At 69.1% G+C, this 13,159-nt stretch carries 7 protein-coding genes and 3 pseudogenes; 3 read left to right on the top strand and 7 right to left on the bottom strand.

The window, feature by feature from the left end; genetic code table 11:
* Nucleotides 1-754: 754 nt before the first annotated feature.
* Together AB0E07_RS38225 and AB0E07_RS38220 are read right to left on the bottom strand one after the other, a co-directional pair.
* Entirely contained in the window at nt 755-985 is a 231-nt protein-coding gene (locus AB0E07_RS38225; RefSeq protein ID WP_362260816.1) for a helix-turn-helix transcriptional regulator, read from the bottom strand.
* Nucleotides 982-1,560, bottom strand: a complete 579-nt coding sequence (locus AB0E07_RS38220; RefSeq protein ID WP_362262593.1) for a Uma2 family endonuclease — start codon at nt 1,558-1,560, stop codon at nt 982-984. Before AB0E07_RS38220 ends, AB0E07_RS38225 begins: the two co-directional genes overlap by 4 nt.
* Before the next feature lie 460 nt (nt 1,561-2,020).
* Here AB0E07_RS38220 and AB0E07_RS38215 point away from each other — a divergent pair.
* Nucleotides 2,021-2,314: pseudogene (locus AB0E07_RS38215) on the top strand (hypothetical protein); the annotation flags it as partial.
* Between the two features lie 343 nt (nt 2,315-2,657).
* Here the strand turns inward: AB0E07_RS38215 and AB0E07_RS38210 are convergent.
* On the bottom strand, nt 2,658-4,127 hold the full coding sequence (locus tag AB0E07_RS38210) for a hypothetical protein (protein ID WP_362262591.1): 1,470 nt from the start codon (nt 4,125-4,127) through the stop codon (nt 2,658-2,660).
* 34 nt (nt 4,128-4,161) lie between these two features.
* Nucleotides 4,162-4,791, bottom strand: coding sequence for a sigma-70 family RNA polymerase sigma factor (locus AB0E07_RS38205; protein WP_362262588.1), 630 nt, complete (start codon nt 4,789-4,791; stop codon nt 4,162-4,164).
* Between the two features lie 889 nt (nt 4,792-5,680).
* Between AB0E07_RS38205 and AB0E07_RS38200 the strand changes: the two genes are divergently transcribed.
* Nucleotides 5,681-6,346 (top strand): hypothetical protein, encoded by a 666-nt coding sequence (locus AB0E07_RS38200; RefSeq protein WP_362262586.1) that lies wholly within the window; start codon nt 5,681-5,683, stop codon nt 6,344-6,346.
* 1,054 nt (nt 6,347-7,400) lie between these two features.
* A pseudogene (locus AB0E07_RS38195) lies at nt 7,401-7,544 on the top strand (transposase); the annotation flags it as partial.
* 31 nt (nt 7,545-7,575) lie between these two features.
* On the opposite strand, the gene AB0E07_RS38190 reads toward AB0E07_RS38195, so the two are convergent.
* The 3 genes and pseudogenes from AB0E07_RS38190 to AB0E07_RS38180 form a co-directional block, all read right to left on the bottom strand.
* Nucleotides 7,576-7,983: a hypothetical protein gene (locus AB0E07_RS38190; protein WP_362262583.1), complete on the bottom strand. Its 408-nt coding sequence runs from the start codon at nt 7,981-7,983 to the stop codon at nt 7,576-7,578.
* Between the two features lie 850 nt (nt 7,984-8,833).
* Nucleotides 8,834-9,184: pseudogene (locus AB0E07_RS38185) on the bottom strand (transposase); the annotation flags it as partial.
* Nucleotides 9,185-9,310: 126 nt separating this feature from the next.
* Nucleotides 9,311-13,150 carry a P-loop NTPase fold protein gene (locus AB0E07_RS38180; protein ID WP_362262580.1) on the bottom strand — a complete coding sequence of 1,280 codons (3,840 nt, stop codon included), beginning with the start codon at nt 13,148-13,150 and terminating at the stop codon, nt 9,311-9,313.
* Between the last annotated feature and the right edge of the window lie 9 nt (nt 13,151-13,159).

Here is a 13,159-nt window from a genome sequence, read left to right as displayed (position 1 = left end):
GAAATCTCGCGGGACCGTCAAGCATCAGTCCGGTACAGACTGTCCAACTTCTCGTGGGACTTCACACTACGGGGAGAACGACATGGCCGTTGACACGGGCCGGCCCGCCCGGCCACGGGATACGTCGGACGAGGCGCAGCAGCCCGCCGGCGCGGCCGGGCGTACGGCGATCCCCGGGCGGACAGTCCGGGGCGCAGCTGAACGGGCCGCGGGTGAGGTGAGACAGCGTGCGAGGGTGACGCTGCGCGATGCTCTTGGAAGAGCAAATCCTGAACGATGTACGGGATTTCCCGGTGGCACCGGACAGCCCCGAACACCGCGCTGAACACCCCCGACCGGCCGGACCGTCGGCAGTAGCAGCGTCGGCCGCTACGACGCTCCCCGCAGCAACACCCTCCTCCTCGGCACCCGCTCGTCGCGGGACTCGCCCGCGAAACCCCGCTGGGAGCCGCCGTACTCGAAGACCTCGAACAACACGGCCCCACCCAACCCGTATGGACACCCCTCACCGGAGGCACACCACAAGCATGGACCGAGCTGTAAGGCCCCGGCGCGAGCGATAGCCAACATGCCTCCACACCTCCGACGCATGGGTGGCTACCGAGCCGCCGGGCCTTCAGCCGGGCCGTGGACGGCTCCTTGGTCTGGCCGGCCACGTCGTCAGGGGGCCGCTGCCGGAGCAGGCCCAGGCAGCAGCGCAGCCGCGCACCGGACCCGGCCGGCGTCCCGTATCCAGTCCCCGCACTACCCCTCGTCAGCAAGCCGGCGGGGACGAAACGTGTTCCCCACCCGCGGTGAAACTCACCGTCAGGCGGCAGTCCAGCGCTGCGGCGATCCGCTCCAGCAGGGCAAGGGTGGGAAGGTCTCTGCCCGACTCGATCCGGGAGATCGCCGCCTGCCCGGTCCCGGCCAGCTCGGCAAGCCGCGCCTGGGACATCCCCCGCTGCCTGCGCCAGGACCGCACCAGCTCCGCGGTATCACTCACAGTCCGGCGTCCGCACCATAGCGAGGAAGCCCGGCCGTATCGATCTTCCACCCGGCGACCGTGACCGTGTCCCCGAAAAGGTAATGCTGCCGATTGTCGTAGGCCGGCTCACCGCCGCGCCGGGTGGGTGCCCAGTAATGGACGGCGCTGCCGTCACGGGGGTCGACGATCAGGTAGTGCGGGATTCCCATGGCCGGGTAGTCACGAAGCTTGCCCTCGTAGTCATTGGCCGGATGGGACCGCGAGACGATCTCGATGACCAGGTGGGAGCGGCGCGGGTCGATGGCGTCGCTGTCGCGGGTGGCTTCCTCCGCGTCGATCACGACGAGGTCGGGCACACGCAGAATCCCCAACCCCGCGTCCTCCATGTCTGTTCCCGCCATCAGCACCAGGTCCGCTGCCAGCTGAGGCTCAAGCCGGGTACGCAACCGGTGAGCGACCAGCTGGTGCTGCTTCTTCGGGCCCATCATCATCAGCAGCTGGCCGTGGCTGATCTCCGGCCAGGCAAGAGGTTCGGGCTTGTCGAAAGCCTCACGGAACTCCCGCAGATAGCGGTAGACGCTCTGCCCGGTCACACGCGCACCGTACATGACGAAATCATCATGACCCTGTGACGGCACACCCCCCACCAGCCCTCAGACACGCACTGCAAAGGCCACACAACGCCCAGGACGCGGGAAGTACAAGAACGGGTTCTTCAGACGGCAAGGAGACGGACCCGCAGCACCCAGTGCAGCTGCGGGACAGAAAGAGGCCGAAACCCTCGTCCACGTCCCCCGCACACTCCTCACCCGCTTCGCTCCCCGCACCAGCACGCCGGAACTGACCCTCCCGCAGCGGATGATCAGCAGCGATTCGATGAAGAAGCAGTCCGCGACTTCACCGTGACCATCCAGAACGCCGCCGCGGACGAGAACACCTTCCGTGCCCGGCTCCCCCACCAGCTCACCCACGCTGAACAGCAACTGGAAGAAGCCCTCGCCGACACCCGGGCGCAGGAGACAGCACGCACAAAACTCGCCGGCGTACGGCAACGAAGCCCAGCCCGTCGGCCGGCGCAGACAGGCAACCACAGGCCCCGCATGGCTGCGCCGGTATCCCGTCTTCCCCCGTGTGCTCTTCGTCCTCACCGGTGCCTCCCGGGCAAGGCTGGAGAACCGGATCAGCGACCTGCAGGCGATGACCGGCCAGCATCCACTCGTCGCCACCCTCGCCCGCCACACACCCCTCGGCGCCGCCACACTCAACGACATCGAACAGCACAGCCCCAGCGCGGACGTCTGGACACCACTGGCCGGCGGCGAACGCCGGGCGTGGAGCGAGTTGTAACCCCCCAACCCCCAGGCAGCACAGAGGGGCGCTGACGAGATGCCGGACTGCCATACCCCCGCACAGCGCACCAGCAAGAGCCGCGCGCAGCCGTACAGGCACTGCCCGTCCGCGGTGCGAGGCGGCATGCCCCCTCCGCCCCACGACAGCAGAGGCTGCGCAGTCACCGGCCAGACGGGTGCGCGGTGAGTGATCATGACCGACGAGTGCACACCCCACCATGAGCCCAACCACGGGGCGTGCACAGCCGACCACAGGCCATACGCTCCTCGAGCGCACAGGGCGGCGCAACCGCTGCGCAGCCCGGCAGGCGAGGAACCGAGCGAGGGCCTGGGTGCCCCGGTCAGCGTGCGGCGCCGAGCAGGAGTTGTTCGATGGCGGGGAGCGTGTCCTCGCCCGGCCGGTGCGCCGAGATCGCCTGGAGGGTCCGCTCGTCCAGGACGCGGGCAGGATGTTGCGGGCGGAATGGATGCCCACGCAGGTGCGGGTGCTTGCCCCGCTGTGCTTGTGTCGATGCCCTTTCGGGGGTGAGCGGTGCCAGTAGGTCGTCCATGTCCCGGCCGGTGTGAAGTGGTGGATCCGGCTCGGCTGTTCGTGGTTCATGGGGGGTGGGGTCCGGCTCGGACACGCTGCCGTCCGACGCGGTTGCGGTCTGGGGGGTCGTGACGGTCCCGTCGCTGGTGAGGTTGGCGCCGGATGCGTGTGTGCCGGAGCGGCCGTCGTCACGTTGCGGGGCGGGCCGGTCCGGACGGTGCAGGGTGTCGGGCGGCGGGACGGTGAGGGTGCGGCAGGTGTCGGCAGACAGCAGGACGAAGATCTCCGCTGCGGTCACGTCGTGGGGGGATGCGAGTTGGCTCGCCCACATCTCGGTGAGGTGGGCGTCGAGATCGTTGCTGCTGGCGGTGCTCCAGATCCGCCACGCGTCTGCGGCATCGGGGGCATGGTGTTGCAGGAGGTCGGCGAGCGAGCGGCCGACCACGGGCGCGGGCCAGGTGAAGTCCAGGAAGCGCACTCTCGGTGCCGGGCTGGGGAAACGGCTGTGGGTGCCGGAGAGTTCGGTGCGCAGGGTGGTGAGGGCGAAACGCACGTCGTCGGTCACGGGGCGTTCGGTGAAGGGGCGTGCGCAGGCAATGATCTCTGCCAGCACGTCCACGTCCTGCCCGGTGCGGTCGGGCTGCGTGCTCCTCGAGCGGCGGTGGGAGCCGTCGGCAGTGGGCAACCACAGCGTTCCCCGCAGGTCCTCGTCGGTCCGGAGGGCGGGCAGGCCGAGCGCATGATCGCCGGGGCAGACGTCGACCTGTGTGGGGCCCAGGCATGCGGCCAGGTCGCTCAGCACACTCAGGGCCCGGTGGGGGGCGGGTGCGCCGGACGGTGCGGCAGTGACGGAGCAGCAGTCGACGAACCACAGGTGCGCGTCGTGGGCGTCCGGGCGGGCGACGAGGGCCTGCAGGAGGGCGGCGAGGAAGGTCCTGTCCGCCGGCCGGGAGCCGTCCAGACCGAGCTCCGGGCCGGACGTGGTGTCGGCGCGGGACAGGAGTTGTGGTGCGGAGGATCGTAAGGAGGTCGGCGGCCAGGGTGCACAGGCCGGTCCTGCGGTGCCGGTAATGGTGGCGGTGGTGGCGCCGTCTGCGGGAACGCGGCGGAGCCGGTCGAGGGCAGTGGCGGGATCGGCGGGAGTGAGGGACCGGGTGAAGTCGTCCACGGCGGCCCACAGGTCCAGCTCTGCCGGGTCCCCGTCCTTGCCTCGCCCCTCCAGGCCGACGTTGTCCGGCGCGGGCAGGCCCTCGTGTCCGCGCGGGTGGTCGCTGCTCATGTGCATCCCCCTTTCCGTGTCTCCGCGCGGGTGGTTATCGCTCATGTGCATCCCCCTTTCCGGGTTGTCGTGCCGCGTATCCGCGAAGTAACTGCGCCAGGCGGCCTCGGGCGGTGTGCCATGTCGCTTTCACCGTGCCCGGGGCGAGGCCGATCTCCTCGGCGATCTGTGTGAGAGTCCGGTCACCGAGCAGGACCAGGACGGCTACCTCCCGCTGCCGTGGCGACAGTTCGGCCAGGGCCCGCACCAGATCGATGCGGGTCGTGGCCGACGCGAACGAATCCGCGGTGAACCCGCTCGCCCGGCCGCCCATGAACGCGGCGTCGTGCACGGCCTGCGCCTCGCGGACCGCCCGTGAGTAGTGGCGGCGGGCGTCGTTGAGAGCGACCTTGTACAGCCAGCTGTCCAGTCGTTCATAGCCGGATATCGCCGGCCACGACCGGACCGCTTTCTCGAACGTGCGCTGGACGATGTCCTCGGCCAGGTGCCGGTCATCGGTCATCGCGGCCACCACATGCACCAATCTTCCGTAGTGCCCCTGCACCAGGGCCACAAAGCGCGGGTCATCGGCCGGATGGCCGCCTGCCGGCACCGTCCGGCCGGCAAGGCCATGCGCCGGGGGGATCGTCTGTGCCACCAACGTGGCCTCCTGCTCGCTGGTCAACCGTGGGACTCCTTCCGAGCCGTTCCACCTCAAACCCCTTCGTCACAGGACCCGACACCCCGTAAAACCCCTTCGGTGCCAGGCCGGCCGCAAACCCCGAGCGGCCCCCCACGCCCACCACCCACCGGCCGCAGGAGAACGACCGGACGAACACGCGCAGCAGGCTTTCCACCACGACAAGCCCTCCCCCACCCCCAACGGCTTACCCCCGACCGGAAAAGGGGAGCAGCCGACGCGCGAGCCGCAGCCCCCGCAAACAGCCTCCAGCCCCAGCAGCACCCGGGGCCCCACAGGCGGCCGCTCCCCCGATCCACCGCCCCAGGGCCTCCTTCGGCGCCCCGGCGAAGACCCGTGCCAACACCCAGCCCCCGCCCACCGGAAAAACAGGAGGGGCCCGGTTCGGCCGGCGAGCCCGGCCCGCCGGCCCCTCGTGCCGGGGTACAGGCCCGTCCGCTCAGGGCTACGGGCTCATCAGCAGCGCGAAGCGCACGATCACGTACGCAGTGCCGGCAGCGGCGACCCCGGCGCGGTCGACCATCCCCCAGCAGGTGTGTTGCGCCGGGATGAAGACACGGCGGGACGCGCTGCCGGCCGTCGGTACGCGAGCGCGTGAGACGGTCGTGTGCTGCGCGATGACCGTCCAAGGGCAGTCCGCCACGGAGGAAAGGCCGTGCAGGCTCTCAAGGAGCCCCTGCGCGGCGTGGTCTGCGCGGCAGCCGGCGCGCGGTGACGGCCCGGTACCAGGAACCGGCCTCGGACCGACCGCACCCCCGCCACCGCGGGATGTGAAGACGCCGGCCGTGAAAGCCGAGCCCCGCGGCGCGGCAGGGCCCGGCTGCCTTGCCGCCGACCGGCCCAGGACCGCGCCACAGCCCGGATGAAGAGGTCCTTGTTCGGCATCCAGCAAAACCCCGACTGTAGGCAGAAGAAGGGAGCCCCGGGGCGCAAACCCCTGGCCTGTATGCCGGAGAGCAGCGATGATCGACGCGTGAAGCGAGGTGCCCTCGACGACATCCCCCTGACCGCTCTGTTCCCTGACCTGTCGCCAGCCGGCGTCGCGTCCCTGAAGGACGCGGCCCGTGCTGTTGACACGGCCCGCGTCAACGATGAGGCGGAATGGGAATGGGTGCTGGGCCACGCCGTCTTCCCCGGACTACAGCCAGGGACACCGATCATCCTCGGCATGGACGTCATCACGCACGCCAACGACGGAGAGCAGTTGGAGTTCCTGCTCCACGTGGTGTGGACAGACCCGGGGCGCCTCGCGGTCGAGACGGCAGTGAACGTGGCCTGCTGGTGCGACAGCGATCACGCCAGCCACGACGTCGACCCTGTGAGGCATGCCGTCGACGATCCGGCCCTGCTGCCCCACGCCTTCCGCGCCGGGGCTCAACGCCTGAACGGATGGCTGGCCGACCCCCGCGACGCAGATCACTGGCGCGCCACAGCGGGGCTGCCTGCCCGCCCCTCGGCCCTGCCAGGAAACCGGCGGTATACCGACACGGCGAGAAACCCCCTTCCGCCTGACCGACCACCTCGGCAGCGCACTCCATGACGGCGCCCCGGTCCGTGACCCGGCAGGCGGCCGCCAGCGCCGACATAGGAGACGGCATCGCAGCAGTGCACGAGGCACTCGAGGACCGCAGCGGCAAGAGGCCTCATCGCCGAACGCGCAAGGGCCTCATCGCCGAACGCTCGTTCCCCGATCGCTGAACGTGTTGTTTCATGGCCCGGATCATCGAGCCCTCGTCGTGGCCCGGGAGATCACCTGGAAGACACCCGCGGGGCCTGCGCTCGTCCCCGCGGGCAGCCGACCTCATGAACACTGGGAACTCTAGGCCGGAAAGCGGCTGCGGACCATGCTGCTCACACGCCCGACCTGCCGCCTGAGGGCGCCTGCCCGCACGGCAACCGCCCTCTCGGTTCCACCCGCCGGCCCGCCCGGACCGAACCACCCCCCGCCCGCGGCGGTCACGCGACCGCGGTCCACGCCCGGCGCGGTCACGCGATGAGGTGATGGAAGAACGACACCGCACCCGCGAACGCGCCGCCCCCCGCCAGCACACCCACCGCCGGGACCGCACCCCCCAACCACGTCAACACCCCCGCCCCCACACCCACCACCACCGCCAAACTCAAAACCAACGCCGCCCGCAACGACAACAACCCCTCACCAGCCCCACCACCCGGTGTCCGTCCCGCACCCATCACAACCCCCTCCTCCCCACCTCCTGCACGCACCCTGCGCACACCACGAAAACCCCCACCCCACCCCAACCGGCTTACCCCCACCCCACACCCACACCCACGCCCGTGCGACAGACAGACACACCCGGGAACCGAACGGCATCAAGCCGCCCCGCTTCACAGTCAACCCAGCCGTGCCGGATGAGGCCGTGCCGTACCGCGTTCCACAGAGCACGGGCCCGCCAGAGGCTGCTCCGGGCGCGGGGACGGATCACCCGAGAGCCCGCCACTCTGGGCAAGCCGCGAACAAATACGCCAGGCAGCGAACTTGAGAGTGCGCCGGAATCCGGAGAACCGTTCAGCAACCGGTCCCCGCCGGGAGACCCCGACCCACGGCTCTCCCCCGGGGGCTTGTGCAGCGGATGATGCCGGACGGCTTGTGGGAGTTGTTCGAACGCGTGGTGCCGCCGGCGCCGGAACGTCCTCAGGACGGTGGCCGGCGTCGGCACGGGGATCGAGAGGTGCCGGCTGCCATCATCTTCGTGGCCACCCCTGGGTGCACCTGGACGGCGGGCTGGACGCGCCGCGCGGCTTCCGCTACTCGCGGCTGAGGGTCTGATACTTCCCGTACGAAGGATCCGCCACAAGGCGCCGCATCTCCGGATGCTTCTTCGAGCCGCCGAACTCCCACGGGTTGCCGTCGCAGACGGTGACCGACACATTCTCCGCTTCCTCGTCGTCGGGATACACGCCCCACTCGCCGGTGCCGCTGCACTCCGACACCTTGTCGCCGTCGTCGTTGAACTCGGCCAGGTCAGTTACGACGACGGTGCCGTCGTCCTTGAAGAGCACGGTCCCGGTATCACCCTCGGTCCAGGTCCCTACGATGTCGGCCCGAGCCAGCGCCTGCGGCTGCCACATGCACCCCGAGGCCAGCATCGACACCGCAACCGCCAAGACCACCCCACGCAACCCCGCAGCAACTCGCCCTCGTTCCACACGCATGACTCCCCCTCACGCACGCCACACCCCGGGCCGCTTCACACAGCAGATCACCAAGCACCCACGCTGCCACGAAAGTTGAACATGTTCAACTCCGCTCGGTGCGCACTGTGAGTGGGTGCGCTCATGGCAGCCATCCACACCGCATCGAGCGGCGCACCCTGGCCGCTCGCCTCCAGGCAGCTGCCGCGCCGTCACCGAGAAGGGCAGCAGCGGCTGCGCACAGCACTGCTCCCACGGGTGCACAGACTTGTAGCCGGCGGGAGCGCAGCCCCGACCAGGAGCCTGCGCAGCCCCGACCACGAACCCGACCGCGGGCATGCGCAGCCCCGACCACAAGCCCCACCACACCCGGCCACAGGGGTACTGCGCACCAGCGCAGGGGCTGCGCAATCTCCGCGCAGCCCCTGCGGGTGTGAGTGGGTGCGCTCATGGCAGCCAGCCACCCCACAGACGGCACTTCACGACAGCAGTGCGGTCACCCCGTGACAGCCATGATCACAACCACCACGTTGCATGAGCAGGAAGAACCGGTTCATCCCGGCTGACGCCCACGTGCGGCCACCCACCGCCCGCTCACACCCACCGGCGGGCGGAACAGATTGACGAAGACCATCTCCCTGTCGGCGGTCGTACCTGCGGTGTCGCGTTCGTGCTGGTGGTCGGTGTAGAGCGCGACCAGATCGGCGGTGACCGGCACGATGCACGGGCGGCGGGACTTGGCCAACGCGCCGTTGGGGTTGTCGCCGCGGCGGCGGACGTGGAGATGCGGGCCATCGGTGCCGCAGCCCAGCACCCGGGACGAGGCCAGCAGATGCAGATCCTCCCGGCGCAGCCCCAAACCCTCCCCGGCCAGCCGACGCGCGTTCTTCGGCACCAGGCACGGTTCGAACTCGCCATTGCGATCCCGCGGCACCGCCAAAGTGACCGCTCCTGCGTCGGTCAGCACCGTCTTGGGCGAGGTCCCGTTGCGGGAGTTCCCCGACCCGTAACCCGCCCGGTCTCCGCGTTCGTAGCCGAGGTGTTCGCTCATCTCGGCTTCCAGGGCCCGCTCCAGCACGGCCCGGGTGATCTCCGTCAGCAGCCCGCCCTCACCGAGCAGGGCCGCCCCAGAGGCGTCAGCCTTGTCGAGCAGCCGCTCGACGACCTCGCCGACCAACTCGCCGCCGCCAACAGATGCGGCCGCTTCGTCTTTGTCTGCCATGACTCGTCCGATCCACCCGGCCCGAGAGCCCGAGGCCGAGCCCCGAGCCAGGCTTCCACATCACGGACTTACACGATCTTCCAGACACGCTCCAGAGCGCTGCGCTGCGGCCTCGACGAAGTGCTCTCAGATATCGCTGGCTTCCTTGAATGCAGCGTTGCGTGCCCGTTGGGCGGAGCTGTTGCTGTGGCCTTCCATAGCTCTGCGAAGTTTCCGCGCTGTTTGGGGGACGGGGCGCAGGGCGGTGCCGATCGCCCGGGCGAGCGTGGTTTCGGCTGCGCGCAGCGTGGGGGTCAAGGTAGCCACGAGATCGTCGGGTGCCGTGTTCGGGTGATGCTCGATCAGAGCGGCAACAAGTGCTGCCGCTCGGGTGGCGGTGCTCTGGTCCTCGGCCATGACGGACAGGACATGTTTCCAGATCACACCGGGCTCGTGTACGAGTGCAATGGCCGCGTTGGCCATCTGCGGGGTCCACTCCGGTTGTGCCAGTCGGTTGTTGAGGTACAGCACAACTGCTTCGTCGAAGGCGGGGGCATCCTGGATCAGGTCGAGAAGGGGGCTGATGTGTTCGCCAGCGCTGACCAGCGCGGCGCTCAGCTTTTGCTCGTCGGCGTGGGTGGCGCTCTGGGCTAGTGCTGGGCAGCGGGCGTCGGCGTGGGCAAGCAGGCTACTTTGCTGGTCCGCGTTGACATGAGGCCACAGGGCGTCGGCGTACTGCCAGGGTTCGCTGGCTTCGGTTTGAAGCAGATGTTGAACCAGGTGGTCGCGCAGTGTCGGCACGTTGCTCAGTTCCGGACGTGTGGCTGCGGCGACGGCGAGGTTGCGCGTACTTGGGGAAAGATTGCCCCAGTACGAGGCGAACCAATTCAGCCAGTGCACGTCGACGGCGGGTGTGGCGATGTAGGGGGCGGCGAAGTCCAGCGCGAGGTGGGGGTGGGCGGTATGCATGAGCTGCTGGGCCTGGCGTAGGGCGGTGGGGAGGTGAGCGTCGCGCGCTTGGGGATCGTGTAGCAGGACATGCAGGCTGAGCAGGAGTTGCTGTGCGCGGTCGGGGTCAGGAGCGAGGGCACCGGACAGTCGTTGGATCAAGGACGCTGTCATGTCGATGCCGCTCGCGGTGGTCAGGACCTTGGGCAGGTTGCTGCGGGCAAACTGTCCGGCGGGAGAGATGGCTTCCACGTCCGTGGTCAGCGCGGCAAGGCACGTGGCGACAGCTTGTTGGGTGGCTTCTGCTGTCGAGGTCTCGCTGCGGCGGACGTATTCGATCAGCACGTTGCTTAGAGCGGTTCCTACGGTGTCCTCGGGATCGCGGTAGTCGGCTAGTGCTGCAGACATGGTGGTGGCACAGGATGCGGCCTGCTCTTCAGGGAGTTGTTCAAGGATGGCACCCGCGGCGGCGGTCAGGTCCTCGCGGACGGTGGCTGCGACGGCGGCAGCGTCCGCGATGGCTGCGGTGGCGTGCCTGGCCTCGGGTAGTTGCTGGGCTGCGGGGAGCCAACGGGTCAGGAGCTCTACGGCTTCGGACATCGGCTCTGTGTCGTCCTCGTTGCGCAGAGCACGTGCCACAGCCTGGATGATCTGGGTGGCCAGCAGCGTGGTGTCACTGTCTTCGACTCCGGTGCCCCAGTCCACGGAGGGCTTGGGGGCGTGGCAGAGGATCTGAACCGCTTCGTGCCGGACGGAAGGGCTGGAGGACAGGCACTCCAGCAGAGCCAGCAGGACGGCGGGGTCCCATGCACGGTCATCGCTGCGTCGGGCGATCAGCGTGCCGGCTTGGCGGACGGCGTCGGCTTTGTCCTGGACTGCTCCCATGATCAGCAGAGCGCCGAAGGCGGATGGTGGCCACGTGGTGGCGTTGGACTGGCTGCTGCGGTTCCCCCAGAAGTCCAGATCCTGGCCGGCACCGTCGCTGGCGAGGGCGTCGAAGTAGGCGTCCAGGGAGGGTGCCAGGTATTCGGTGTGTTCGCCTGCCGGTAGGTCGAGGAGTGTGGCAGCCCAGGTCCGGGCCTCGGGTGCGTCCGCGGGGACGCGCTGCAGGATCTGCCGCAGGCGCTGCACATGGGCGGGGACGGTCAGTTCGAGCAGGGGAACAAGCACATAGCTGGGTACGGGCAGGGTGAGACGGTCGTGCTGGCGGATGATGCAGTCTGTCAGCGCGTGCACGGCGTGCTGTTCGTCTTCGTTCGTGCCGTCGGCAAGGAGACGCACCGAAGATCCGACGGCCTCGAGGGCGGCAGCGACCGCGTTGTCGAGGTCCTGCCCCACGCGTGCGGCTTCCAGTGTCGCGGTGGCGGCTTCCAGGACTCTGACACGTTGTCCTTGTTCGGTGAGGCGGTCGGCCAGCACGGCTCCGTTGCGCTGGATGAGTCCGTGTTCGATCTCGGTGGCCATCTGGCTGCCGAGGAGACGGCTGGCGCGGGAAGATCCCAGAGTGATCAGCGGTCCAAGGTGGGACGGACGCTGGGTCCGGGCGCGGGCGGCTGTGGCTTTCAGGTAGGCCAGGCCGGGACGACGCTCCGGGTCGATCCGTCTGCCGGGCGTGGTGTAGGGGGCAAGGAGAGGATCGGCGAGGGCTTCCTGTCCTCCCAGAAGGGCGTCGTCCAGGAGATGCAGCAGGCGGTGCTCGGCGTAGACGTCGTCGTACAGGTCTCGGAAGTCGTGCCTGAGGACAGTGAGTCGCGCGAGTTCGATGGGGTGGTTTGTGGCTTCGCCAGGGGAAATGCGTGCAGGGCGGGCGCCTACCGGTAGTTCACGTCGGCGGGCGAGCTGGTAGTCGCTGAAGAAGGAGTTGAGGAGCCGGAGAACGTGGCGGGGATCGCGTACCTGGCGGTGGATAAGCACCTCCAGCAGCGTCCGGGTCTGAGTGGGTCCGCCGAGTTCCTCCACGACAGGGTGGTGCGGTGTGGCGCCCAGGAGCCGTTCTTCTGCGTAGTCCCGCAGGTCCGCGTCGTAGTGGGCGGGCAGGACCAGGCGGAGGGTGAACAGTTTGTTGAGGTACTCTTGTGCGGCTTCTTCGGTTGCCTTGCGCACCGAGGCCGGCATCGGTTGCGCCTGTGCGGGGTCCCGATCGACGTCGGGCTCGGTGGTGTACGGGCCGGCTGCGGGACGATGGGCGAGGCCGGGGCGGACGCCGACGATCGCCTCACGCACGATGTCCTCATCGCAGGAGAGCAGGAACACCGGCTTGTGCCGGTGCTGGGTTCCCGTCAGCAGAAAGCTGCGGACTGTGGCGAGCGCATCGAGAACGTCCGAGGCTGCCAGCCGGTCGATGTCGTCGACGGCGATCACAAGGCGTCGTTTGACGTAGTTCAACAGGCGTGCGAAGGACTGCTCGAACTCGTCCGTGGATTCCGGCCGAGGGCTACTGACGGTGATCTCGTATGCCTTCAGTGACTGCAGCGCCCCTTCCCGGCCGGCCGCCAGGATGGCCGCGATGGCGGCCGCGCTGACCAGCACGCCGGTCAGTGATGTCGCGCCCTCGGGCGCGAACCAGGTCCAGGCCGACAGGTGTCGTCCGGCCCCCAGCGCCTGAACAACGGCCACCGCGCTAACGCCCAGCAGCCACAAGAGCACGAGCATCGCCAGGACCCAGCCCGCGCCCGCGCCCGCTGCGCGCAAGTAGCGCCGCCAGGTGGGCTTGCCCGGCATGCCCGATTGCGGACTTGCCCGGGGCAGTGTGCGCTGCCTGCTGCCCTCAAGGCTCGAGCGCTCCGCGGCATAGGTGTCGTCGTCGATCAGTTTCTTGTGGTGTGCCGCCTCCAGCAAGGCGTACAGCAGGGCACGTGCCCGCGCGACGCCGGTGTGGTGCTCGGCGCTCACATGCAGGACCGCCCAGTCACCATTCACTGCCAGTTCGTTCGTCAGAAGCTGCACCACTGAGGACTTGCCACTGCCGAACGGCCCGATGAGCCCCACTGCCAACGACCCGGTCGTGTGCCGGATCGTCCGGGAGAGCTGCTCGGCCACCGAATGATG

The sequence above is a fragment of the Streptomyces sp. NPDC048002 genome (assembly GCF_040653275.1).
In the GTDB taxonomy this organism is placed as follows: domain Bacteria; phylum Actinomycetota; class Actinomycetes; order Streptomycetales; family Streptomycetaceae; genus Streptomyces.
This window is presented reverse-complemented; position numbering and strand designations above follow the sequence as displayed.